Annotated in this window: 21 protein-coding genes and 1 pseudogene; 20 read left to right on the top strand and 2 right to left on the bottom strand. The window is 64.7% G+C overall.

Annotation, left to right across the window (positions count from 1 at the left end; translation table 11 throughout):
* Nucleotides 1-8: 8 nt before the first annotated feature.
* On the bottom strand, nt 9-329 hold the full coding sequence (locus tag DRB87_RS13185) for a hypothetical protein (protein WP_130026223.1): 321 nt from the start codon (nt 327-329) through the stop codon (nt 9-11).
* A 922-nt stretch (nt 330-1,251) separates the two neighbouring features.
* Here DRB87_RS13185 and DRB87_RS13180 point away from each other — a divergent pair.
* The 17 genes and pseudogenes from DRB87_RS13180 to DRB87_RS13105 all read left to right on the top strand — a co-directional run bounded on the left by DRB87_RS13180 (nt 1,252) and on the right by DRB87_RS13105 (nt 19,111).
* Nucleotides 1,252-1,437 (top strand): Flp family type IVb pilin, encoded by a 186-nt coding sequence (locus tag DRB87_RS13180; RefSeq protein WP_017235000.1) that lies wholly within the window; start codon nt 1,252-1,254, stop codon nt 1,435-1,437.
* Between the two features lie 144 nt (nt 1,438-1,581).
* A complete protein-coding gene (locus tag DRB87_RS13175; RefSeq protein WP_130026222.1) occupies nt 1,582-1,782 on the top strand; it encodes a Flp family type IVb pilin in 201 nt (66 codons plus the stop codon).
* Between the two features lie 13 nt (nt 1,783-1,795).
* Nucleotides 1,796-2,131: a prepilin peptidase gene (locus DRB87_RS13170; RefSeq protein ID WP_206100019.1), complete on the top strand. Its 336-nt coding sequence runs from the start codon at nt 1,796-1,798 to the stop codon at nt 2,129-2,131.
* A 383-nt stretch (nt 2,132-2,514) separates the two neighbouring features.
* A complete protein-coding gene (locus tag DRB87_RS13165; RefSeq protein WP_130026221.1) occupies nt 2,515-2,991 on the top strand; it encodes a TadE/TadG family type IV pilus assembly protein in 477 nt (158 codons plus the stop codon).
* A gap of 155 nt (nt 2,992-3,146) precedes the next feature.
* Nucleotides 3,147-4,169 carry a Flp pilus assembly protein CpaB gene (gene cpaB / locus DRB87_RS13160; protein ID WP_130026220.1) on the top strand — a complete coding sequence of 341 codons (1,023 nt, stop codon included), beginning with the start codon at nt 3,147-3,149 and terminating at the stop codon, nt 4,167-4,169.
* A 128-nt stretch (nt 4,170-4,297) separates the two neighbouring features.
* Nucleotides 4,298-5,632, top strand: a complete 1,335-nt coding sequence (locus DRB87_RS13155) for a type II and III secretion system protein family protein (protein WP_130027862.1) — start codon at nt 4,298-4,300, stop codon at nt 5,630-5,632.
* Between the two features lie 76 nt (nt 5,633-5,708).
* On the top strand, nt 5,709-7,049 hold the full coding sequence (locus DRB87_RS13150) for a MinD/ParA family protein (protein ID WP_130026219.1): 1,341 nt from the start codon (nt 5,709-5,711) through the stop codon (nt 7,047-7,049).
* 1 nt (nt 7,050) lies between these two features.
* A complete protein-coding gene (locus DRB87_RS13145; protein WP_130026218.1) occupies nt 7,051-8,424 on the top strand; it encodes a CpaF family protein in 1,374 nt (457 codons plus the stop codon).
* Nucleotides 8,421-9,344 carry a type II secretion system F family protein gene (locus tag DRB87_RS13140; RefSeq protein ID WP_130026217.1) on the top strand — a complete coding sequence of 308 codons (924 nt, stop codon included), beginning with the start codon at nt 8,421-8,423 and terminating at the stop codon, nt 9,342-9,344. Before DRB87_RS13145 ends, DRB87_RS13140 begins: the two co-directional genes overlap by 4 nt.
* Nucleotides 9,345-9,363: 19 nt before the next feature.
* Entirely contained in the window at nt 9,364-9,849 is a 486-nt protein-coding gene (locus DRB87_RS23645; RefSeq protein ID WP_240755984.1) for a hypothetical protein, read from the top strand.
* Nucleotides 9,837-10,382 (top strand): type II secretion system F family protein, encoded by a 546-nt coding sequence (locus tag DRB87_RS23640; protein ID WP_240755983.1) that lies wholly within the window; start codon nt 9,837-9,839, stop codon nt 10,380-10,382. Before DRB87_RS23645 ends, DRB87_RS23640 begins: the two co-directional genes overlap by 13 nt.
* Entirely contained in the window at nt 10,379-11,365 is a 987-nt protein-coding gene (locus DRB87_RS13130) for a Flp pilus assembly protein TadD (protein ID WP_130026216.1), read from the top strand. The genes DRB87_RS23640 and DRB87_RS13130 overlap by 4 nt, the downstream gene beginning before the upstream one ends.
* A 70-nt stretch (nt 11,366-11,435) precedes the next feature.
* Nucleotides 11,436-11,987, top strand: coding sequence for a DUF3613 domain-containing protein (locus DRB87_RS13125; RefSeq protein WP_240755982.1), 552 nt, complete (start codon nt 11,436-11,438; stop codon nt 11,985-11,987).
* 6 nt (nt 11,988-11,993) lie between these two features.
* Entirely contained in the window at nt 11,994-14,078 is a 2,085-nt protein-coding gene (locus DRB87_RS13120; RefSeq protein WP_130026215.1) for a pilus assembly protein TadG-related protein, read from the top strand.
* Nucleotides 14,079-14,207: 129 nt separating this feature from the next.
* Nucleotides 14,208-15,623: a sigma 54-interacting transcriptional regulator gene (locus DRB87_RS13115; protein WP_130026214.1), complete on the top strand. Its 1,416-nt coding sequence runs from the start codon at nt 14,208-14,210 to the stop codon at nt 15,621-15,623.
* Between the two features lie 484 nt (nt 15,624-16,107).
* The gene (locus DRB87_RS13110) at nt 16,108-16,794 is read left to right on the top strand and encodes a DUF2968 domain-containing protein (RefSeq protein ID WP_165385310.1); all 687 of its coding nucleotides are present in this window, start codon (nt 16,108-16,110) and stop codon (nt 16,792-16,794) included.
* Nucleotides 16,795-17,197: 403 nt separating this feature from the next.
* A pseudogene (locus DRB87_RS13105) lies at nt 17,198-19,111 on the top strand (potassium transporter Kup).
* A gap of 241 nt (nt 19,112-19,352) precedes the next feature.
* On the opposite strand, the gene DRB87_RS13100 reads toward DRB87_RS13105, so the two are convergent.
* Nucleotides 19,353-21,701, bottom strand: a complete 2,349-nt coding sequence (locus tag DRB87_RS13100; RefSeq protein WP_130026212.1) for a Tex family protein — start codon at nt 21,699-21,701, stop codon at nt 19,353-19,355.
* 141 nt (nt 21,702-21,842) lie between these two features.
* Between DRB87_RS13100 and DRB87_RS13095 the strand changes: the two genes are divergently transcribed.
* The 3 genes from DRB87_RS13095 (at nt 21,843) to DRB87_RS13085 (ending at nt 25,363) form a co-directional block, all read left to right on the top strand.
* Entirely contained in the window at nt 21,843-22,685 is an 843-nt protein-coding gene (locus DRB87_RS13095) for a hypothetical protein (RefSeq protein ID WP_130026211.1), read from the top strand.
* A gap of 130 nt (nt 22,686-22,815) precedes the next feature.
* The gene (locus DRB87_RS13090; protein ID WP_130026210.1) at nt 22,816-23,019 is read left to right on the top strand and encodes a YdcH family protein; all 204 of its coding nucleotides are present in this window, start codon (nt 22,816-22,818) and stop codon (nt 23,017-23,019) included.
* A gap of 121 nt (nt 23,020-23,140) precedes the next feature.
* Nucleotides 23,141-25,363, top strand: a complete 2,223-nt coding sequence (locus tag DRB87_RS13085; RefSeq protein ID WP_130026209.1) for an ATP-dependent DNA helicase — start codon at nt 23,141-23,143, stop codon at nt 25,361-25,363.
* Nucleotides 25,364-25,406 lie beyond the last annotated feature (43 nt).

Raw genomic sequence — 25,406 nt, 5'->3', positions numbered from 1 at the left:
ATCGGTGGTCAGGCGAGCGCGTCTTGCGCTGCCAATCGGCTGTTCATGCGTTGTGCGATGAGTGCGAACAGGAGCGCGTTGACGACCGCGCTATCGGGGCCCGTCATCGCTTGGGCCGAATGCGTGTGGTCGGCGCGAGCGGCGATGGGCGAATCGGTCGGTGTGGCGGTGGCGCGTACGCCACCGCCTTCTGCACCGCCCCTCCCTGGGCTTGCGCCTCTACGATCGTTCTCGGCAGCAGCGCTGCGCTGCGTTGCCGCGATGCGTTGCTGACCGCCAGACAGGACGGCGGGGCGCGGCATCGTTTGATTGGTATTGCCAATGATCATGGTGTCCCCCGGTGATCTTCAGCGTTGCGATGCAGGGATATGCGCAAGAGCTGTGCCAATCGCCAAGGCTGGGTTTGAACAAAACTTCTAATTTTTCCGGGGCGGGCTGAAAAGCCTGTATTTACTTGCGTTTCGGAAAACAAGAATCTTTCGGATCGAGAGATCGACCGTCTTCGGAAGGGGGATGGGGCAGGGTTAACGCCATCGAAAAATGAGCGGTTTTCGTCGAAATGCCGTTCCCGTTACGGGGGTGTTACGGGGGACGTTACGTAACGTCCCCGGCGAGACCGATGTCGGCGTCGTGTAGAAATACGAACTAAATTGCCAAGCCATGCAATGCTTGAGCGTGCAGGGCGCGCAAAGGCTGGATGCTGGCGTGTCGCAACGCGGGCGAGCCGAATCTCGTTTCTGGGCGAGGCGTGAGTCGGGGGATGTCGGGAGGCAGGGGCGTTGAACGAAGTGCAACGGTAATCAACAGCGACAACACGGGGTGAATCCGTTGAATCAGATGAATCGTTATTTAACGGCGTGCTACAGGTATTGCGCGTGAACGTGTGGCGTGACACCAATCATGGTTTTCCCTCGCGGGCGTTGTATTACCTGGATTTGGAGTATTGTTTGATCCATCGATGTAACGCTTTCTTACATTCTCCAGGGTGATTGGAAGCAAGGCTCTAGTTTTTGTTTGCAGGTTTAAATTAGCATCGAAAAAAGCGTACGCCGCGACAAAAGCGGTATCGACAAGCGTAGAAATATTGGCGTACAACGCAAAAGAGGTTCGCAAGCCTGATGGCGCAACGAATCCGAGGCCGAACTCAAGCATTGATAAGCGATATGGCGCACGTGCGTCGGCGACCGAGAGGCCGTTGATGTCCCGTTGTGTCCGAACGGGCGCTTGGCGCCTTTTTAGTGGGAGCGTGATATGAAACTCGGCAATCGCATTCGACTGTTTGCTCGCGACGAACGCGGGGTCACTGCACTGGAGTACGGCATTCTCGCCGCGATCGTGGCCGTGCTGATCGGTGGCGCGGTTTATACGAACCTGTCAGGGGTATTCACGTCGGTATTTTCGAAGATCACGTCGGTCGTCACGAACGTCGGTTCGTGACGTTCCGGCATCGCACCCTGTTTGGCGCCGGCGTGAGCGCGGTGGCACGGGTGTCGAGATTGGGGTTGGCAATATTGGGAAGGACACCGTAATTTCATGGCATCCTTCAGGGTGGTGACGGCACTATTCGCGAGGACGCGAATCATGCGGGCAAAGCGAACAAGGGAGGCCGGAGGGCAGCGCAGCCTGTCCCGGCAGACAGGGGTCACGGCGCTTGAGTACGGCATTCTGGCCGCCATCGTCGCCCTCTTGGTCGGCGCGACGGTGTTCACCAATTTGACGACCGTGCTCACGAATGTGTTCAGCAACCTCACGTCGGTCGCAACGTCCGCCGTGAACCACTGACGCGAGACGCAACGTGCTCACCTTGCTGTGGCTGTTGTGCCTGCCGATCGTGATCACCGATCTGGTCGCGCGCCGTATCCCGAATGTCTGGCTGTTGGGCGTAGGCGGGCTGGCACTGATCTGGATTGCATGGCGAGCGTGGCATGGCGAGCCTCGGGTCATGTGGGTTCACGGGCTTGGCGCGCTGTTGGGATTGATCGCACTGCTACCTTTCTGGTGGCGCAACGTGATGGCGGCGGGCGATGTCAAGCTTTTCGCGCTGATTGGGCTGGTGGCAGGGTATTCCGCGCTGCTGCCGGTTTGGTGCCTGGCCAGCGTGGCGGCTGGGGGCATGCGCTGGTGTTGTTGACCTTGCGGTTGAAGTGGCTATCGCGATGGTGCGATGGCCTGAGCGCTTCCGCCGCGTGGCAACGCGTTCTGCAGTGGCGAGCCGGACGCATCGGATTGCCCTATGGGGCCTATCTGGCAGCGGCGGCGCTTGTAGTGCGGTAAGTCCGGTAAGTGCGGTCGTAACAACGGTTGCATTGAGTCAGGCAGCGGCAGGTCGTGCGCGTTTCCACGGCACATGCCACAGGCGACGACAGGCGACGACAGGCGACGACAGGCGATGACGAGTGCGGCGGCAAGCGGCACCGAAATAACGAGAGGCGCGGGCGACGCCGCGCAAATTAGTATGACCAATGCGTCGCCAAACACGGCCACACAGTGCCGTGAGCGACGGGGAGCATCGTCATGAAGCGGTTTGGGGCACGGGCAGGGTCAGGGTTGCGATGCACGCGCTCGCGTGGCGTCGCCGCGCTGGAATTCATGCTCATCCTGATGATCCTGCTGCCCGCGTTCTATGTTGCCGTCGCGTTCTCCATCACCATTCTTGCCCGGCAGATGCTCACGCAGGCCGCCTCCGAGGCTGGCCGCGCCATGCTGCGCGCCGGCACCATGGCGCAGCGCCAGGGATACGCCACGCAGGCGATCAACACCACATTGACCTGGCCTTCGGCGTCGGCGGTGAGCACCGGCTTTACGCCCGACGCGACCTACCCGTGTCCGGCGTCGGGCACCAGCGCCAGTTCGCAATGCATTGTTCACGTCACGTTGACGCTGACCCAGCCGATGACCGTCAACTGGCCGGGGCTGGGGGCGCTCGTGCCGCAAAACATTGTCGGGACGGCCGCGATCACGCTCGACACATCGACGTTGGGCGGCAGCTAAATGAGGGACACAAGCGTCAAAGGAGCGCGGTGCGCAGGTGCCGCGAACATTCACCCCGAGCGCCCTAATGAGATGTGCGGTTATGCCAGGTTGTCATGCCGCCGGTTCGCCGGCGTCCCGCAAATTGTGACTGAACGGCCCTCAGGCCCCAAGCCATGAACAAAGCCACCAAGATTCTCGCTGCTGTGTTGGTTGTCGCCGGTGTGTTGCTCGCGCTGTTCGCGCTGCGTCTCGGCACGTCCAACGCGCCGGCGCCGGCCGCGACGCCTTCACCGGTAACCCAGACGCTCACGCAGCGCTATCCGGCCGTGGTGGCGGCCAAGGCGCTTGCGCCGGGCCAACCCATCGCAGCGGACGGCGTGAAGCTCGTATCGTTCGATAGCCAGACCGCGGGCGGCTTCGCCAACCCGGCCGACGTCGTGGGGCGCGTGCCCCTTGTCGCCCTCGCGGCCGGCGTGCCCGTGACGCAAAACGCGCTCGCACGCGGCCTCGCCCTGCAGCTCGCGCCGGGCGAGCGGGCCTTGGCCATTCCGGTCTCCGAGACCGTCGGCGTGAGCAACCGCATCCGTCCGGGGGATTACGTCGACGTCTTCTTCACGATGAAAACCAATCGACCGGCAGGACCGGCCGTGGGCTTGGTGGATGATACGCAAGCGCGTCTGCTGGCCTCCCGCGTGCGGGTGCTGAGCTATGGCAACGCATCGCTCGACGATGTGTCACCGCCGCCGGCCACGCCGAGCGTGGCGTCCAGCGTGCAAGCCGCCACGGCGACCGCCCCGGCGCCTGCGCAACCGGCCATCAATGCGCAGGCGCCCATGCCGGCGACGGCGGCGGTCGTGGCCGTGCCGGTGGCCGACGTCAACCGGGTGGTGCTCGGCACGCAGCAGGGCAAGATCACGCTGGCGCTTCGCAACCCGGGCGACGACGCCAAACCCGACCCGTCGCTGTTCCCGGCGCCACCGCCCGTGCTCGCGGGCAAGGCGGGACTCAAGCCGGACGACAAGGCGGCGCTCGAGACGCCTGAGAATCAGGCCTATGCCGGCATTGCCGCGACGGGGCTGGCGGGTGCACCGACGCGCGCGCCGGCGGGGACCCCCCATTTGGCGGGCGCACGCGGGAGCGGCGGCGCCACGATCGAAGTCGTTCGCGGCGCGCAGCGAAGCACCGCTGCCTATTGACGCCGCCGACGCTTCGAGGTTTGACCTGAAACGCCACGCCAATTAACCCACACAGTGACCGATACAGCCACGCCATGATGAGAAGCCAGGTTCGCACCGCCAGACGACAGACCCGACGCGTGACGGCCATGCTGTTGTGCTTTGCCGCGCTGCTCGCGTGCGCTGCCACGGTGTCGGTGCGTCTGGCCGATGCGGCCGACACCGGCTCGGGCGCCGGATCGCGCTCGCTGACGCTGGGCGTTCACGAGCAACGCGAGCTGCAAGTGCCGGGCGCGCTCGAGCGTGTTGCCGTGGCCGATCCGGCGGTGGCGGACGTCGTCGTGCTCAAGGGGTCGGGCGGACGACGCGGCTCGGTGCTGGTCGTCGGCAAGCAGGCGGGCACCACGCAGATCGCCGCGTGGCCGCGTGGCGGCGAACCGGTGCGTTGGGAAGTGCATGTGAAGGGCAGTCTGCAGGGCGCCCTGGGCGATACCGGCACGGCCAGCGTGGATGCTCGTGGCAGCGCGGCGCTCATCAAGGGGCATGCGAATACCGTCATCGAACACAGCGCACTGCAATCGGCCGCGCTCGATGCGGCGGGCAAGGGCGGCGTCGTCGTCGATCGCTCAACGGTCGGGGACACCGGGGTCGTGCAGGTCGACGTGAAGATCGTCGAGATCAATCGCAACATTCTCAACCAGCTGGGGGCGCGCTTCGGCGCGTCGAAAAAGACCGGCTCGGGCACCTTCGGCGTGAGTTCAGCGCTTAACTCCGCCTTCGGCGGCGCGGGCGGGACGAGCGCCGTGCCGAACTTCGGTTCGTTCTTCGGCTCGGTGACCCGCGGCGCGTTCAGCATGGCGGCGGAGATCGATCTGCTGCAATCGAACGGTCTCGGCCGGGTGCTTGCGGCGCCGACCCTGGTGGCCCTGTCCGGGCAGAGCGCGAGCTTCCTTGCGGGCGGCGAGATTCCGGTGCCGCAGTCGGGCGGCCTTGGCACCACCACCATCGTCTACAAGCCGTTCGGCGTCGGACTCACGGTCACGCCGACGATTCTTGCACCGAACCGCATTGCGCTGAAGGTGGCGCCCGAGGCGTCGGACATCGACTATACGAATGCCATCGTGACCGACTCGACGCAGATTCCCGCCATCACGACACGTCGTGCGGACACGACCGTCGAGCTGGGCGACGGCGAGAGCTTCGTCATCGGCGGCCTGATTTCGCGCACCACCACCGCCGCCGTCGACAAGGTGCCGCTGCTCGGCGACTTGCCGCTCATCGGCGCATTTTTCCGCAATCTGAAGTACAACAGCGCCGAGAAGGAGCTGGTGATCGTCGTCACGCCCCATCTGGTCAAGCCGGTGGCGAAAGGGGTGGCGATGCCGTTACCGGGCGATACGCGCGAGCGTCGCCCGGGCCCCGTGTGGGGCGCCTATTTGATGGGTGTAGCAAGCGACAGCGAACTGCCGGGTTTTTCGAAATAACGTCGCTACAGGTACCAAGATGGTACGGAGCGGCGCGCAGGCGAGAGCCCGGGGCAGGGAAGTCAGGAGTGCATAAATGAACGCACCGACGCGAATACTGGACACCATGACAGAGTTGCATCGCTTCCTCTTTTGCAGCGCGCATGCGGGCCACGGTCAGTGGCTCTCGGCGGCGTTGCGCGAAGAGGGCGTGGTGTTGCAGGAGGCGGGCCGTCCGGCGCAATTGCAGCAGCGCATTGGCGATCTCGATCCGCAGGTCGTGCTGCTCGATTTTTCCGGAGAACCGACCGGCCATGCCGACGACGCCGCCGACGGCGGCTTCGCCGGTGCCATCGAACTCGCGCACATGCTCAAGCGCGTGGCGCCCAAATTGCCTCTGGTGGCAGTGGGCTCGATGGTGCGGGCCGATGGCATGAAGGCGGCCATTCGCGCCGGGGTCCACGATTTCATCGATATGCACTCGACGCACGAGGAGGCGCTCGACGTCATTCGCCGGGTGGTCGATCAAACGCCACCGCCCAGTGTCGCCGCGCCTCAACGTCACGGGCGCTTCGTGGTGCTGCTCGGTGCGCGCATCGGTGTAGGGTGCAGCACGCTCGCCGCGCATCTGTCGCAACTCGGGCAGGAGATGGTCGTGGGCGCGCATCCCGACAAGGCGGTCCGCGCGGCGAAGGTGCCGGCGAACAAGGACGATAAGTTCGATGCCTCGCTACTCGGTCATGTGGCGCTGCTCGATCTCGGTTTGCCGTCCGGTGACGGCCTGTTGTATCTCAATACGCAAAGTCAGTTCAGCTTCGCCGAAGCGGTGCAGAATCTGCGTCGCTTCGACGAAACGCTCGTGCATACAGCGGTCTCGCATACGCCAAGCGGCCTCGCGGTGCTGCCGCTGCCGCTCGATCTCGGCGACATGCGTAGTGTGGCCGCGGCCGATGCGCTGGCGCTGACCGACCGTCTGCGGGCGTTCTTCGATCTGATCGTGGCCGACCTCGGCGGCTTCTCGAATCCCGCGTTCGTCGCGAGCCTCGTGCGCGCAGCCGACGAGGTCTGGCTGGTCGTCGACCAGAGCGTGGGCGCGATCGTCTCGCTCGCGTCGATGTTGCGCGATCTCGAAGAGAAGAGCGTGGAGCGCCATCACCTGCAGCTCGTGCTCAATCGCTACGACCCGCGTTACGGTATGGCGGCCGATCAGATCGCCAAGCGCTTCGAGATTCCGCTGCTCGCCACACTGCCCGATCGTCCCTTGGCCATGCTCTCGGCCACCAATCAGGGCAAGCTGATTCTCGATACCGCGCGCGGCGATCCGTACGTGCGCGCGTTGCAACCGCTCGTCGAACGACTGATCAGCGCGCAACATGCGGGGGCGGCAGCACAACGTCATTCGTCGGGCTGGCTGGGCCGATTCATGGGAAAGCACTGATATGACCGACTCCATCGAATTTGCCGACGACAAGCGCGCGTTTGCCAATTCACAGCAGTTTCAGGACATCAAGACGGCAGCGCACGAACACCTGCTTGCGCGGATCGAGGAACTCGGTGCGGAATTCGGGCGCTGGAGCCGCAGCGCGATTCAGCAGTTCGTCGATCTGGAGATGGACGGCTTCGTGCGTCTGCGCCGCATCCCGATCAACGAATCGGAGTTGCGCCAGATCTCCGATGCGCTTACGAAAGAGTTGGCCGGCTTCGGACCCATCGAGGATCTGCTCGCGGATCCGGCGGTGGAAGACATTCTGATCAACGGGTACAACGACGTGTATGTCTCGCGCGAGGGCGTGCTCGCGCGTGAAGCGTTGCGCTTTTCGGACAATCAGCATCTGCTGCGCATCGTGCGACGCATTCTTGCCCCCATCGGCCGCCGTCTCGACGAGTCGAACCCGATGGTCGACGCGCGCCTGCCCGACGGCGGGCGCCTGAACGTCGTGATCGAGCCGTTGGCGGTCGACGGGCCGGTGGTCTCGATTCGCAAGTTTCGCAAGGACCCGCTCAAGCCGTCCGACCTGCTCGCGCTCGGTAGCTTCAACGAAGAGATTTACGCGCTGCTCGAGGCGGCAGTGCGCTCACGCTGCAACATTCTTGTCTCCGGCGGGACCAGCTCGGGCAAGACGTCGCTACTCAACGCGCTGGCCAGTTTCATTCCGGCGAACGAGCGCGTGGTGACGGTCGAGGATACGGCCGAACTCTCGCTTAACCACCCGCATGTGGTGCGGCTCGAATCGCGTCAGGGCGGCTTCGACGGCGCGGGCGAGGTATCGATTCGCGATCTGATTCGCAACAGTTTGCGCATGCGTCCAGACCGCATCATCGTGGGCGAAGTGCGCGGGTCCGAAGTGCTGGAAATGATGCAGGCGATGAACACCGGTCACGAAGGCTCGATGGCGACGATCCACGCGAACTCGCCGCGCGAATGCCTCTATCGCCTGGAGATGCTGGCGGGCTTCGCCGGGTTTCAGGGCAGCGAGAGCAGCCTGCGCCGGCAGATCACGAGCGCGCTCGATTTCATCGTGCAGATCGGCCGTCTGTCGAGCGGGCGCCGACGCATTCTGTCGATTACCGAGGTGACCGGGGTGTCGGATACGGTGATTTCGACGCAGGAGCTGTACCGTCACGAATCGGTCGTGGGGCCCGACGGCGAAGAGAAGGATCGTTGGGTCTCGCTCGGCCTTCAGCCGCACTCGCCGAAATTGCAGCGGTTCAGGGAGCAGACGCGCCATGCGGCCGCGGCCGCAGCGCAATCGCAAAGCAACACGCCCCCGGATTCGGGTGGCGGTGGCGGCTTCTTCGGACGCCGTCGATGAATGCCATCGTGCTGTGGGTCATTGGCATTGCCCTGCTGCTGATTGCCGCAGGGTTGGAGCTATGGCGCCGCACGCACCAGCGCGTGAGAGCGCAGGCGACGAGCGCGTTTCTTGAACGGCAGCTCGCCCAGAGCGCGCCGCGGTTCGCGGCGAGCGAGGGCGACGCCGCGCGCGCGCCGCGCCGCAAGTCGCTGCCGTGGGAGTTCTTCTTCGAGCGCGCGGGCGTGCAGACCGATCCCACGTTCTACGCGATGCTGGTCGCGCCCGGCCTGCTGATGGTGATGCTGTTCTGGATGTGGCACGGGCCGCTCTCGGCCATCGTCGTACTGTTGATGTACGCCGTCGGCACGGTGCTGCGCTACTGGTTCAAGGCGGCGCGCCGGCATCGCAACATCGTGCGGCAGTTGCCGATCTTTCTCGACGGCATGGTGCGGATGCTGACCGTCGGCAATAGTCTGCCGGCCGCGTTCCAGACCGCCGCGGGCAATGCCGACATGCCGCTGCGCGAACTCCTCGATCGTGCCGTGCGACAGGTGCAGGCCGGTGTGGATCTCGACGTTGCGCTCAAGCAGATCGCGCGTGTCTATCACGTCGAAGAGATTTATCTGTTCGCGTCGGTGGTCGACCTCTCCACCCGCTTCGGAGGACGCGCCGACCAGATCCTGTCGCGCATGGCGGGCTTCATGCGCGATCGCGAGCAGGCGCAAGCGGAACTGTACGCGCTGTCGTCCGAGACACGGCTATCGGCATGGGTGCTGGCCGCGCTCCCGATCATCGTCAGTGCCGTGCTGATGTTGCTCAATCCGAGATTCTTCGAGCCGATGTTCCAGGAGGCGTCCGGTCAGCGGCTGCTCGCGATCGGCCTGGGACTGGAAGTCTTCGGCGGCTTCCTGTTGTACCGGCTCGCCAAGTCGCTGTGAGCGAGAGGGACTGACCGATATGCACCTCGCCAACTCGCACCTGTGGATGATGCTGGGCCTGTTGATGGTCGCGGCAGGGCTGTTGCTGGCGGCGTCGGCGTTGCTGTTGCGTGCGATGCGTCAGGGACGCAGTGAGCGGATGATCGATCAGGTGCTGGCCAGCCGCCAGCAACAGGCGCTGGCGGCACTGCGTGCGGCGAGTGCACCGGGCGGGCGGCATGCGACGCCTGACGAGGACACGCTGGCGACCCATGAGGGCCGACAGCGCGGCTGGCGCGCGTTGTTCGACCGTGCCGCGGCGCTGGGCAAGCAGTGGTCGGAAACGCGCCTGGGTCAGCATCTGATTGCAGCCGAGGATCGCCTGCTGCTCGCGCAATGCGGCTACGACAGCGTGCGGGCCAAGTCGCTGTTCCTGTTCACGCGGGTGGCGCTCGCGGCGGTGTTGCCGTTGCTCATCTGGTTGTGGTTCCCGGGCGGCGGGGGGTTGGTACGATGCTGCGCCTGATCGGTGCGGCCGGGGCCGGACTGCTCATGCCGAAGTTCTACGTGCAACGCAAGGCGACACAGCGCCGTCGCGAACTGATCGAGGAGCTGCCATTGCTCATCGACTTGCTGCGGTTGCTGCAGGGGGTGGGCCTGTCGATGGATCAGAGCCTGTATGTGCTGGTGTCGGATTTTCGCGAAGTGCTGCCGATCCTGTCCAGGGAATTCGACAACGCCAATCGTCAGCACGCGTCCGGGCGCGGTCGCGAGGCGTCGCTGGGCCGCTTGCGCGAGGTCTACGACAACGACGATTTGCGCGCGCTGGTGCGGCTCATCGTGCAGGTCGAGCAACATGGCGGGGCGGTGCAGGAACCGCTGCAACAGTTCAGCGATCGCTTGCGCGAACAGCGCCGGCAGACGATGAAGGAGCGCATCGGCAAACTCACGGTGAAGATGACGCTGGCGATGATGCTGACCCTATTACCCGCGCTGATGCTGGTGGTTGCGGGGCCGGCGATCCTGTCGCTGACGAAATCGATGGAGGCAATGCGGTGACCCGACGAATTCAGACACGACGCCTCGCTCGGGCCGCTGCCGCGACCCGCGTCCCACAGCCACCGCGCGCCCGCCGCGCGATGGCCGGCTCGCTGATGGCCGTGCTGTGCGCGGCGGCGCTTGCCGGGTGCAGCGGGCCGCGTATCGGTGGCTACGGTGCGCCGTCGGCGGCGGCGCTCATGCAGGCAGAGCAGAACGACGAAGCCTTGGCCAAAGCGGCCAAGCCCGACACGCGCGGGTTGTATCTGTCGATGATTCGCCAGATGCAGGAGCAGGGCGCGTATTTTGCGTCGCTGGCGCATATCGACGAGTTTCGGATGCAGTACGGCGCGGCGCCGGACATTGACATTCTCCGGGCCGATGCCTTGCGTGAGACGGGACAGCCCGACGCCGCAGAGCAAGCCTACCGCCCGTTGCTGATCGGGAGCGAAGCGGCGGCGGCGTGGCACGGCATGGGGCTGGTGGCGGCGCAGCGCAAGGATTACGTGGCGGCGGCGCGGGCGCTGCGCGAGGCCGTGACGCGCGCGCCCACGCAGGCGTTCTATCTGAGCGATTTCGGTTTCGCGCTGTTGCGCAGCGGCGATACGGGAGGGGCCCGGGTGCCGCTCGCTCAGGCGGCCGAGCTGCGGCCCGACAGCCGCAAGGTGTTGAGCAATCTGGCGGTGTATCTCGTGGTGACGGGCGAGCGCTCGCGGGCCGAAGAGGTGATGACGCGCGCCGACATGCCCCAGGCGACGCGCGACGCCATCGACAAACTGGCCGCCGACATCCGCGCCGAGGGACAAGCGCGCCGGGCGGCGGCCGATGCAGCGGCGGCACGCGCCGCCGCGCAGGCCGCGGCATCGATTCCGGCACCGCTGGCGCAGGCCCGGCTTGCACGTGCCGCGGTGGCGGCCGATGCCACCTTTGGCACCGATACCACCGATGGGACCCGCAGCGACATGCCGATGTCGCTGATGGACCGTTTCAGCCGCTCGCAGTGATGCGGTGCCTTCCGCCTTCATGCATGGCGCAGGGTGCACGACGAGAATCACGCAATATCAGGGAGACGTGATGATGGCAGGTCAGAAACCACACGGAACATTGGACGCTGGGCCGCGGCGGGCGACGCGGCTCGTTGCCGCTGCGCTCGCGCTTTGGGCGGGCGCGGTCGCGGCGCAACTCAATGCGCCGATCACGGGATCGATGGGCGGCGCTGACGCACGTAATGTCGCCGCACCGGCGCCGGCACCGGCACCGGTTGTCTCGGCAACGCCCGCAGCGCAAACGGCGGCAGCGCCCGTAGAACAAACGAGGCGTGTGCCGCACAACGTCGTTCGGCGCGATACGGCGCTGCGTGTCGGTGAGCATGCCCGCGACGGCATGCTCGGCGACGAAACCGAAGCGTTGCTCGCGCTGCAGGCGGGCAATCTGGCCGCCGGCCCGGGGCTGCCGATGCTCGGCTCGACGGCGTCGCGTGCCTACAAGCGCTATCTGGATAGCTTCACGTATCCGATTCCTCAGTTCTATCCGGCGATCGTCCAGGGCGATACGGGGACCGGCAACAATGGCGGGGGCAGCGCGGGCGCTGCACCTGCCGCAGCGGGGGCTGGCGCGAGCCAGTAACGTGTCATGACTGTGCGTGCGCGTTTGCGCCGAACGAATCGTATTGCCTCGTCACGTGGGGCGCAGCGGGGATCGGTTCCGATCCTCGCGTTCGTCTTCGTGATCGTGGCGCTGATTCTGGCGTTCGCCATCGATGTGGGCTATGCGTTCATGCAACGACGCGATCTGCAGCGCGCGGCCGACATGGCCGCGCTCGCCGGTGCGCAGACGCTGCCGGGATGCGCCAACGCCACGTCGTATGCAAGCGTCGCACAGGCCAACGTGACGTCGAACATGGGCAGCAACGTCACCGGCTTGCAGGTGACGACGTCGTGCGGTATCTGGACATCGCCGTCGGCGTCGGCGACCGGGCCCGGCACGTTCGTCGCGACCAATGCCGGCAATGCGGCAAGTGGTAACGCGGTGTCGGTGAAGTTGTCGTTGGGCGTACCGTCCTTCTTCCAGCTCGCCGGTACCCGCACGATCACGGCCACCGCGATTGCGCGCAAGGCGCCAGCGGTGGTGACGTTCACGGTCGACTCGGGACTGCTGGCGCTCAATACGAGCAATTCGGTGCTCGCGCCGCTGCTTCAGTCGGTCGGTATCTCGCCAACGCTCTACGTCGCCGCGGCGCAGCAACTTGTCGGCGTCAATATCACACCGCAGGGATTGTTGCAGGCGCTTGGGGTTCCGGTGACCGGCGATGTCAGCGTGGCGTCGCTGTCGGGCGTGGCCGCGGTGAAGAACCTGACCGTCGGGCAATTGCTGAGTGCAACGAATATCGCGCTGGCAACGCAGAACGGTGCGCTCTCGGCGTCGGTCACGGCGATGAACAACCTAATCAATGTGTTCGCGGGCAGCCCGGTGCTGAATCTGCCGATCAACTTGCTGGGCACGGCGACGACACCCGGCCTCATCGCCAACATCGACGCGGCGGGGGTGAGCGCAGCGAACGCGCTCACGGCCAATATTGGTGTCGCTGATCTGATTTCCGCAGCCGTCGTCGGTGCTAACGGCAGCAACGCCGTGGCGATTCCGTCGCTACCGATTCTGGGCGGTACGGTGTCGGTCGTGGCTCGGGTCATTTCGCCGCCACAGGTTGGCGTGGGCGGTGTCGGTGCGACAGCGACGACCGCGCAATTGCGGCTGTTCGTGACCGTCAACTCGTCTGCCGGTACGCTGGGCGGGCTGCTCAATGGACTGGGGACGCAGTTGAATCTACCGCTCGTGCTGGAGGCGGCACAATCGACGGCGACAGTGACGGCCTTGCAGTGCGGCGCGCCCCCTTCCGCGACCCTCCAAATCAATTCCGGTCTCGTAAATGCCTGTGTGGGCGGCACGGCCAGCGGCGTGAACATCGCAAACGACGCTGCGAGCTGCACCACCCTCATGACGCAGCGCACGAACATTGCGACGTTGCTGGGATTGATTAACGTGGGGGGAAACGTCAACCTCTCGCTCGTGACCAATTCGCCCGCGCCGCTGACGTTTGCCGGCCCGTTTCCACAAACCGTCGGGCCGGTCGGCTCGAGCGTGAATCTGAGCCAGATCGTCAGCGCGTTGGTCACGGGCCTGTCGCTCGACGTGAGTGCGTCTGGGGCGGCGTCATCCAATACGATCGGTACGGGTCTCGTTGGCAGCGTGCCAACAGCGGCCGTGGGCGCCACCGTCTCGACGGTCAACCTGTTTCTCAGTACCGCCGCCGCAGGGCTCACCACCACGACCAATGCGCTCGGCACCACCTTGGGCGGCGTCGCCACCCTCAACCTGCCCCAAGTAGTCGGTGGCGTGGACGGCCTCATCACCGGGCTGGTCAATACGCTCGGCTCGATCGTGAACGGTTTGCTGGGCGGCGTTTCGGATCTGGTTTGCAATCTGTCGGGCAGCGGGGCAAATCAGTGCCGCGTCAATGCCGTGTCGGGGTCGATCGGTAGCGCCGACGTCTCGCCCGTGCTCGGCAGTGTGGTCTATACCTTGCTCAATCCGCTGCTAGGGCCACTGAGCACGCTACTCAACACGTTACTCACGTCGCTCGGCATCACGCTCGGCACCACCACCGTGACCGTCGACAGCATCAACTGCCAGAACGGACTCGTCCAACTCGTCTATTAGCGAAGCGGCACGATCGCGCAAGCGAACCGGAACAGGAGCGGAACAGCGAGGCCAACAGCGGGCGACGGATATCAGGACTGAAATTCACCATGACGGGCGCCTGGCGCGACCGGCAACCAGCGGACAAGCATGAAAAGCAAGCCAGTACGTGAAGATCTCGATGTGTACGTGTGGGAGGGCAAGTCGGATATTGCCGACCGCGTCGCGCATTGCCTCGCGAGCTTCGACATGGAAGTCATTCGTGCCGACGGTATCGATCTCTCGCGCGAGCGCACCAAGGCGCGTCCGTCCATCGCCGTGGTCAGTGTGTCGGTGATCGAAGGCGCATCGACCAATGCCCAGGAGTGGCAGTTGGGCCACGGCATGCCTGTCATCTGGGTCGCGACCACGCCGCGCGAGAACGATCCGCGCGTCTATCCGCCCGAGTACAGCAATATCCTCACGCTCGACTTCTCCGGCGCGGAATTACGCACGCTCATCTTCAAACTCTCGGGCGCCATCGCGGAAGCCGACCGCGCCCCGGCGCCGGTGGACCCGCTCGTTGCGCAGTCGAGTGCCATGCTCGCCTTGCTCGCGGAGGTCGATGCCTTCGCCGATTGCGACTCGAACGTGCTCATTCACGGCGAGACAGGGGTGGGCAAGGAGCGCATCGCGCGCTTGCTGCACGACAAGCAAAGCCATTACGGGCAAGGCCCCTTCGTCGCCGTGAACTGCGGCGCGATTCCCGACGGCCTGTTCGAGTCGCATTTCTTCGGCCACGCCAAAGGGGCGTTTACCGGCGCGCTGTATTCGCACAAGGGCTATTTCGAGCAGGCCAACGACGGCACGCTCTTCCTCGACGAAATCGGCGATCTGCCGTTGTATCAGCAGGTCAAGCTGTTGCGGGTGCTGGAGGACAGCGCAGTGACGCGTCTGGGGTCGGCGCAACCCGTGAAGCTCGACTTTCGGCTCGTGGCGGCGACCAACAAGCACCTCAAGACGATGGTGCGCGACGAATTGTTTCGTGCCGACCTGTTCTACCGTCTCGCTGTGATCGAGTTGCATATCCCAAGTCTCGAGGAGCGCGGCCCCGTCGACAAGCTCGCCGTCTTCACGGCCTATCTCGGCAAGGTCGTCGGCGACAGCGAGGTTGGCGCGCAAGTGCCGCCGTGGCTGCGCGAACAGGTCGAGGGCGGGGTGTTTCCCGGCAACGTGCGTGAAATGCGCAACATCGCCGAGCGTGTCGGCATCATCTATCGGCAATTGGGGGGCTGGGACGAGCGGCGCATCCGCCCGATCTTCGACGCGCTTTCCATGGGCACCCCCTCACGCGGTGACGATGGCGCACGAGGCGCGGTGCTCACCGATCGCGCCCGTTGGGATGCCACCGAGCGCGCGCGCATCGTCGCGTCGCTCGACGCCAACGGCTGGCGACGCCAGGACACCGCCAACGCCCTGGGCATCAGCCGCAAGGTGCTGTGGGAAAAAATGCGCAAGTATCAGATCGTCGGCAACGATTCGGAACTGGCCAGCGAGTTCGATGCGGGCACCGGTAGCGATCGCTAGTGCGCCGCTACCGGACGGCATTCGGCGCACCTGGTTGGCAAACCGAAGGAAACGACTGAAAAGCCCGCGGCGGTCCGAGAGATGCCATCCGCCCCTCGCCATGGGATCGTGCCCCGATATCGCCGCGTGTTGCGTGGGCAATACCTCGATTCGCGCCTAAATGACGGGATTTGTCTGACATCGAAGTTCCGTCCGGGAGAACTCGCACGGTGCGCGGAGTTGCGCGGTATCAACAGATGAATTCAGGCGGGCACAATAACGCATTCGGCGCTTGGAAGCGGGCGCGTCAATGGATAGAATTGGCGGCTATTGCGGGCGTGCGGTTATCATTCCACAAATACGCAGGTCTCAGATCCTCGGGGCGGAGTCCGGAGGGGGCGAACGAATGCGGCGAACAAGGATCGTGAAACGGTCCGGTCGATAAGAGGAAAACAGATCAGATGAAAATCAGTGATTGCCGGGGCGGTATTGGTTGGGCGTGGGGGTGGCATGCCTGGCAGCCTGGGGAACGCCAGCGGGGGCGGCGGACGCGGTGAAGGACGTGACGGGCGCATCGCCCGCCCAACTCGCGGCGCCGACAGTGCCTGCGCAGTCGGCCAACGCGCCGGCGGCGGCCTCGGGGACGATTCAGGAACTGCGCGATCGCATTCAGAACAAGGAAGTCTCCGAACTTCGCACAACTTACAACGGCCGCTATGGCGCGAGCCTGTTGTTCTATCCGCAGACGTTGGGCTATTACGTGGCACTGTTCCATGAGGGCCAGTTCTGGCGCGTCGTGAAGCTCGGCAACGAGAAAAAGGCGGAAGCCCTGTACGGCGATTTCGTGCGCCAGACGCAGGTGCTTGCCGACGTCGAAATCCGTCGCATCAAGCTCGAAGCGCAAAAGGCGCTGATGGAGCGCCAGCTCGCCGAGAGTGAAGCGCGCCTGAACGCGGTGCAGAACGACCTGACGATTCAACGCCAGCAGGAGCAGGCGCTGGCCGAGAACCAGCAGGCAGTGCGCGAACAGGCCTCGGCACTGGAAACCGAACGTACCGCAGCGCGTCTGCGCCTGAACGACCTGCAAGGCCAGATCCGCTCGCTTGAAGCCGAGCAGAACAGTGCCGATTCGAGCCTCGTGCGCTCGGTCAAGAGCCCTGTCCATCGCGGCAAGGCAACGCGTCATCGTTAAGGCGATGACCTGCCGGGCATCGTTCGGTCGACGGCTCAGATGATGGGAAAACCGCCTTCGGGCGGTTTTTTTATGGGCCGTCGTTTATGGGCCGTCGTACCCGCGCTTCACCCGCGGCGGCGCCGTACACGGTGCACCGGTACACGCAATTGGCGGGGCTGTCGACTCGTGAATGCGCATGCCGGGCATATGTCGCGCATTTGCAACTCGAAACGCGGCGCCGCTCGCCCAATCCCATGGTGCGCCGGGGTGGCAAAACCCTTGTCGCGCCGCACTGGTCACGGCGCACGGCTCGAATTATCCTAGCGTAGCCTGCCATGTCAGACGTCCGGCACTCAGCACCTGTCCGGACTGGCGAGGGAACCGGCGCCCAGTTAGAATAGCGCCCATTTTGTGCAGCGCAATAAAGCGATTACCCAAACCTTATGACGCAAAACATACGACACGGGCAGCGCCCTCAGGCTTTGCCCGCGCTCATGGTGGCGGCCATCGGCGTGGTCTTCGGCGATATCGGCACCAGTCCGCTCTATGCGCTCAAGGAATGTTTCGATCCGCAACACGGCATTCCGTTTACCCAGCAAGCCGTGTTCGGCATCATCTCGCTGCTGTTCTGGGCCCTGGTGATTGTCGTTTCCCTGAAGTATGTGCTGTTCGTGATGCGCGCGGACAACCGCGGCGAGGGCGGCGTGCTCGCGCTCATGGCGCTAAGCCTGCGCAGCGTGCGGGCCGGCAGCCGATGGGCGTCGGTGCTGATGATGCTGGGCATGTTCGGCGCTTGTATGTTCTATGGCGATGCGGTCATCACGCCGGCCATTTCCGTGCTGTCGGCGGTCGAGGGGCTGGAGATTGCCGCCCCGTCGCTCGGGCGCTTCGTGCTGCCGACTACCATCGTCATCCTGATCGTTCTGTTCTGGATGCAGAAGTCGGGCACGGCCAAGGTCGGACGCCTTTTCGGCCCGGTCATGGTCATCTGGTTCGTGATTCTCGGCGTGCTCGGCGTGTACAACATCGCCGCCGCGCCCGAGATCGTTCAGGCGATCAACCCGTATTACGGCATCCGCTTCATCCATACGCACGCCCTGCAAGCCTATATCGTGCTCGGCTCGGTGTTCCTGGTGTTGACCGGGGCCGAGGCGCTCTATGCGGACATGGGGCATTTCGGCATTCGGCCCATCCGATTTGCGTGGTCGCTTCTCGTGTTCCCGGCGCTGACACTGAATTACTTCGGCCAGGGTGCATTGCTGCTGACGACGCCAAAGGCCATCGAGAATCCGTTCTTCCTGATGGCCCCGGACTGGGCGCTGGTGCCGTTGGTGATGGTGGCAACGGCGGCGACCGTGATCGCCTCGCAGGCGGTGATCTCCGGCGCATTCTCGCTGACCAGTCAGGCCATTCAGCTCGGCTATGTGCCGCGTATGAAGATCCTGCATACGTCGGATCGCGAAATCGGCCAGATCTACATGCCGGTGATCAACTGGGCCCTGCTGCTGGTGATCATCTGGATCGTGCTGGCCTTCAAGTCGTCGAGCAATCTCGCGGCCGCGTACGGTATTGCCGTGACCACGACGATGGTCATCACGACCATTCTGGCGTGCGTCGTCATGGTCAAGGTCTGGAACTGGAACAAGTTCCTGGTGGCGTTGATCATCACCGGCTTCCTCGTGGTCGACTTCGCCTTCTTCGGCGCGAACCTGATCAAGGTGGAAGAGGGCGGATGGCTGCCGCTCGCGCTGGGGCTTTCCTGTTCTTCATGCTGATGACCTGGCACAAGGGGCGCCAATTGCTGCGTGAGCGCACGGCCGCCGACGGGATTCCGCTCGCGCCGTTCTTGCAGGGGCTGCTCGCGCATCCGCCGCATCGCGTGGCGGGCACCGCGATCTACCTGACGGGCGGCAACACGCAAGTGCCGGTGAGCTTGCTGCACAACCTCAAGCACAACCGCATCCTGCACGAGCGCACGATCTTCCTTACCTTCCGCACGGTCGATGTGCCGTATGTCGAAGATCTCAATCGCATCGAGGTCCAGGATCACTCCGGCGGCTTGTTCAGCGTAGTCGCAACGTTCGGTTTCAACGAGACGCCCGACGTCAAGGAAGTTCTGAATTTGCTCGAGGGCAAGACGGACATGCACTTCGAGCTGATGGACACGTCGTTCTTCCTCGCGCGCGAGACGGTGGTTCCGACCAAGTTGCCCGGCATGTCGATCTGGCGCGAACGTCTGTTCGCATGGATGCACCAGAACGCGGCCAAGCCGACCGACTTCTTCAGCATTCCCGCGAACCGCGTGGTCGAACTGGGGACCAAGATCGAGATCTGACGGCGAGTCCCGTGCCCTGAGGGGGCGGGCACGCCGCGCCGTCGGACATGGCCGTGCATGAACGCGATGCAACGAACCCCCAAGGATTGGCGAGACCGCCAGCCCTTGGGGGTTCGGTGTTTTGGCGGACCGAAAAAAAGCCCGCCTTCCGGAGAGGGCGGGCCGGTCGCAACGAGACGGGACGCGGCGCGAGGTAACGCTTGCGCGCCGCGCGTCGGACTCGTGAGCGCTGGGGCTCGACTTAGCGCTTGAGCTTGGCGAACGCGGCTGCCATGGCGTTCACCGTCTCCGGTTCACGCTGACGTTGACCGCCGCCGCCACGTTGGCCGCCGCCATTGCCACCGTTGCCGCCGCGCGCGCCGCTGCTACTGCCCGGACGATCGGTCGCCCCCGCCACCGGCAGGTCGTCGTTCAGGCGCATCGTGAGCGAGATACGCTGGCGGCGCGGATCGACTTCGAGCACTTTTACCTTCACGATGTCGCCGGCCTTCACGACCTCGTGCGGATCCTTGATGAACTTCGTCGACATGGCCGAGACGTGCACCAGGCCGTCCTGATGCACGCCAATGTCGATGAACGCACCGAAGGCCGCCACGTTCGTCACCACGCCTTCGAGCTGCATGCCCGGCTTGAGGTCGGTGAGCTTTTCGACCCCTTCCTGGAACGTCGCCGTCTTGAACTCCGGTCGCGGATCGCGGCCCGGCTTCTCGAGTTCGGTCAGGATGTCCTTGACGGTTGGCAGACCGAAACGCTCGTCGACGAATTCGGTCGCCGAGACACTGCGCACGATCGAGCCGTTGCCCATCACGTCGCCAATGGTCTTCTTGATCTTCGCCAGAATGCGTTCGACGACCGGATACGCTTCCGGGTGGACCGACGACCGATCCAGCGGATTGTCGCCGCCGGTCACGCGCAGGAAGCCGGCGGCCTGCTCGAAGGTCTTGTCGCCCAGGCGCGGCACTTTCTTGAGCGCTTCGCGATTCGGGAACGGGCCGTTGCTGTCGCGAAAGTCCACGATGTTCTTTGCAAGCGTGCCGTTCAGGCCCGATACGCGTGCGAGCAGCGGTGCCGAAGCGGTATTGACGTCCACGCCCACGGCGTTCACACAGTCTTCGACCACGGCGTCGAGCATGCGCGCCAGCTCGCGCTGGTTCACGTCATGCTGATACTGGCCCACGCCGATGGCCTTCGGCTCGATCTTGACGAGTTCGGCCAGCGGATCCTGCAAACGGCGGGCGATCGACACCGCACCGCGCAGCGACACGTCGAGTTCGGGGAATTCCTTCGCGGCGAATTCCGATGCCGAGTACACCGAGGCCCCGGCTTCCGAGACCACGATTTTCTGCAGCTTGAGCTCGGGATGGCGCTTGATCAACTCCAGCGCGAGCTTGTCCGTCTCGCGCGACGCCGTACCGTTGCCGATACTCAGGAGTTCTGCGCCGGTGGCAGCGGCGATCTTGGCGAGTCGCGAGAGCGAGCCGTCCCAATCGCGGCGCGGTTCGTGCGGGTAGATGGTGTCGGTGCCCAGCACCTTGCCGGTGCGATCGACCACGGCCACCTTCACGCCGGTACGCAGGCCCGGGTCCAGACCGATCACGCCCTTCTGACCGGCCGGGGCGGCGAGCAGCAGCGCCTTGAGGTTGCGTGCGAACACGCGAATGGCTTCGCTCTCGGCGCTCTCGCGAATTTGCGTGAGCAGTTCCGATTCGAGGTGCGGCTGCACCTTCACGCGCCAGCACCAACGGCAGACATCCCCTAGCCACTTGTCGGCGGCGCGGTTCTGCTGGCGAATGCCGAAGTGCCCGGCGATCACGCCTTCGCACGGATGCGGGATCTGCGTGTCGAGTTCCTCGCCAAGGCCCAGCTTGACCATCAGAATGCCGAGGTTACGGCCGCGGAAGAGGGCCAGTGCGCGATGTGACGGCACGGCGGCGATCGGCTCGGCGTAGTCGTAATAGTCACGGAATTTCTCGCCTTCCTCGCTTTCCTTGCCCTCGACGACCTTCGACGACACGACGCCCTGATGCCACAGATAGTCGCGCAGCTTGCCGAGCAACTCGGCCGTTTCGCCGAATTGTTCCGACAGGATGTCGCGGGCGCCGTCGAGCGCAGCCTTGACGTCCGCCACGCCTTTTTCGGCATCGACGAACTTGGCCGCTTCGGCCTGCGGGTCGAGTGTCGGGTCGGCAAGCAAGGCCTGCGCGAGCGGCTCGAGGCCGGCCTCGCGGGCGATTTGCGCGCGCGTGCGCCGCTTTTGCTTGTACGGGAGATAGAGGTCTTCGAGCGTCTGCTTCGTGTCGGCCGCCTCAATGGCGGTGCGCAGCTCGTCGGTCAGCTTGCCTTGCTCGTCGATGTTCGCGAGGATCGCCGCACGGCGCTCTTCCAGCTCGCGAAGATAAAGCAGGCGTTCTTCGAGCGTACGCAACTGCGTGTCATCGAGGTTATCGGTGACTTCCTTGCGGTAGCGAGCGATGAAGGGCACGGTGGCGCCTTCGTCGAGCAGTTGCACGGCGGCGGCCACCTGACGCGGCTGCACGTTGAGTTCGTCGGCGATGCGTTGAACGATCTGAAGAGCTACGTTTTGCGTCATGAGTGTTGCGAGTTACCCAAGTGCCAGGAGCGGGGCATTTTGCCATAAACCGCGGGCGCGTCCGGGCAGGCAATGTTAAAATTTGGCATCACTCTGCTCAACCTCATGATTTCCTTCGCAAAATTGTTTTCGCGCCAGTCTTTGTGTCGTCATGCCGCGGTGGGCGCGTTCGGCATCGTGACGGCGGCCGCCGTCGTGCCCGGCACGTCGTTCGCGCAGGGGCTCTCGGCGACCGAGGCCGCAGGACGCACGACCGAACAGCTTCGCGTGCCGAAGGTGCCGTTCGATGCCACGGCCGATCGCACACCGTCGCCAGCCAGTGCGGCGAGTGCCGCCATCGCCGACGATGACAAGCCGGTCGCGTACGACGACGCGCTCGATCTGCACCCCGCTGACGACGACTTCGCCGGCCGCCGTGCGGTGCTCGATCGGCAGCGCGCCTGGATCGACTATCGCTTCGAACAGGCGAAGTACGAGTGTGCGTCGAAGTTCTTCGTGAATTACTGCATCGACAACGCGCGTGACGATCAACGCGCGGCGCTCAAGGCCGTTCGCAGCCAACGACTGGTGCTGGAAGACCAGGAGCGCAAGGCGCGGGCGCAGGAGCGCGACGATCGTCTGGCGGAGAAGCGGGCGCAAACGGCGGCCGAAGCGCCGCAGCGCGCGGCGGAGCGTGCGCAAAACGTATCCAATTACCAGACCAAGCAGGCTGAGTATCAGCAGCGTGTGACCGAGCGTACGGGCCAGGCGCCGCAGCGGGCGGCCAACGCCGAGCAGTACAATGCCAAGCAGGCCGGACAGCAGCAGAAGCTCGACGACGCGAAGGCGACAGCGGCTCGCAAGGCGGCAGAGCGCGAAGACAATGTGCGCAAGTTCGACCAGAAGCAGAAGGACGCTATCGAGCGCCAGAAGAAGTCGGATGCGCGCCGCAAGGAATCGGAATCGGGCAACGCGCCGGCGCAGAAGCCGTTGCCGGGACAGTGAGCGATGTCCCGATCCGTGCTGCCGCGTTGCGTGGCGATCCCTCCTGGCGCGTCGTTGGCCGGTACGCCGTCGGGACGGGGTGTGAATGCCGGCCCCGGCATCTTTCGAGAGTCGCAGGAGCGTGACCACGATGCAGCATGATCTTCACTCCGTCGGGCGCCGCATCATCGAGTTGCAGATCGAACACCGCGATCTCGACTTCCTGATCGACAAGCTGCTGACGGAACCGTCCTACGACGAACTCCGGGTCACGCGGCTCAAGAAGCGCCGTCTGAAAATCAAGGACACGATCACCCTGCTGCAAGTGCAGCAAATGCCGGACCAGCCTGCCTGAGCGGGCGTCCCACGCAACGTTTGCGACACGCGTCGGAGAGTCGACGCGATTGCTTTTTTCATTGCCGGTGTCGCGAATCTCGTAGGTGTGATTCGCGGCACCTTTGAGTTCTCTTGCCGTTTTGACCGATTCCGCCGCCTCCAGCGATTTCCCCGATACCTCCCCGAGCCCCGCCGAGTCGCCCACTTTCTATGGACTCAAGCCGCTTGCCGCCAAGCGCGAGCGCGAGTTGCAAGAGATCTTCGGCGACGGCGGGATGCTTGCGCGCACGATCGACGGCTATCGCTCTCGCGAGCCGCAGACCGAAATGGCACGCGCCGTGGCCGCCGCGATGGACACGCACGACACGCTGATCGCCGAGGCCGGTACCGGTACCGGCAAGACCTACGCGTATCTCGTGCCCGCCATGCTGTGGGGCGGCAAGACGATCATCTCGACCGGCACCAAGCACTTGCAGGATCAGATTTTCGCGCGTGACATCCCCACGGTGCGCAAGGCGCTCGCGGTGCCCGTGACGGTGGCCATGCTCAAAGGGCGCGCGAACTACCTCTGCCACTACTATCTGGAACGCGCCCAGCAGGAAGGACGCTTCGCGTCACGTCATGAAGCGGCGCAGTTGCGCGAGATCACGACGTTCGCGCAAATCACGCACAGTGGCGACAAGGCGGAACTGGCCTCGGTGCCGGAGAATGCGCCCATCTGGGCGCAAGTCACGTCCACCCGCGACAACTGTCTTGGTCAGGAATGCCCGCGCTACAAGGATTGCTTCGTGATGCAGGCGCGCAAGGAAGCGCAGCAGGCGGATCTCGTGGTCGTCAATCATCACCTCTTTTTTGCGGACGTGATGCTGCGCGACACGGGAATGGCCGAGCTGCTGCCCAGCGCGAACACGGTCATCTTCGACGAAGCGCATCAGTTGCCCGAGACCGCCACGCTGTTCTTCGGTGAGACGGTTTCGACCGGGCAGATGCTCGAACTGGCGCGCGACTGCGTGGCCGAGGGGCTGATTCATGCCCGCGATGCGGCGGACTGGGTCAAACTCGGTGCGAACCTGGAGCGGGCCGCGCGCGATGTGCGTTTGACCTTCGGGCAGGACAACACGCGGATGTCGGTCGCACAGTTGGCCGACGATCACGCGTTGTTCGGCGCGCTCGATAGCGTGGACGTTGCGTTGCAGGACATGATCGAGACGCTCCAGCACCAGTCCGAGCGAGCCGAAGCCTTGGGCACTTGCTTGCGTCGCGCGCTGGAGTTGCATCAGCAGTTGGAACGTTGGCAGACCGGGGCAACGCCGCCCGTGCCGGGCGAGTCGCCGCTGCCGCTGCTGGATCCGGATGCACCGCGTGTCACCGACGGCAAACGCGAAAAGGCGGCCAAGGCGCGCGAAGCCGAAGCTGCACGGCTGGCGGCCGACGCGAAGGCATCGGGCACTTCGATGGACGAGGGGGCGGCGGAAAAAAACTACACGCCGCCGGAGACGGTCCGCTGGATCGAGGTGTTTTCACAGGCGGTCCAGTTGCATCAGACGCCACTCTCGATTGCGCCGATCTTCTCAAAGCAGCGCGCCGGCGCGCCGAGGGCCTGGATCTTCACGTCAGCTACGTTGTCGGTGAAGGGCAATTTTATGCACTATGCGGCGCAGTTGGGGCTCGATGCGGGCAAGTCGCTCACGCTCGCGAGCCCCTTCGATTATCCGAATCAGAGTCTGCTGTACGTGCCACGCGGATTGCCACAGCCGTCGGCGCCGGGCTTCACCGACGCCGTGCTCGACGCCGCCTTGCCGGTGCTCGAAGTGAGCGGTGGCCGGGCGTTTGTCCTGTGTACGACGTTGCGCGCTGTCAACCGCGCCGCGGAGCGTCTGCGTGAGGAGTTCGACCGCCGTGGCTGGCCGTATCCGCTGCTCGTGCAGGGCGAGGCGAGCCGCACCGAACTGCTCGATCGGTTTCGCGCGCTCGGCAATGCCGTGCTCATCGGCAGTCAGAGTTTCTGGGAAGGGGTCGACGTGCGCGGCGAGGCGCTCTCGCTTGTCATCATCGACAAATTGCCGTTCGCGCCGCCGGATGACCCAGTGCTGGCCGCGCGGCTCGACGCGCTCACGAAGAAGGGACTCAGCCCGTTCGCCGTGCATCAGTTGCCGCAGGCGGTCATCACGCTCAAACAGGGAGCGGGGCGATTGATTCGTTCTGAACTCGATCGTGGTGTGTTGATGATTTGCGATCCGCGTCTGGTCGACAAGCCCTACGGCCGCCGGATCTGGCAGAGCCTGCCGCCGTTCAAGCGCACGCGCGAGCTACCCATCGTGCGCGGCTTCTTCGATGAGATCGCCGCCGACGCGGGCGACTGACTCGCCGACGCATTGCCGTGGCATTCGCCGGAATCGACCCGGC

Source organism: Pandoraea sp. XY-2, assembly GCF_004193915.1.
Taxonomy (GTDB): Bacteria; Pseudomonadota; Gammaproteobacteria; order Burkholderiales; family Burkholderiaceae; genus Pandoraea; species Pandoraea cepalis.
The sequence above is the reverse complement of the archived record's forward strand: the minus strand, read 5'-3'. Positions and strand labels throughout refer to the sequence as shown.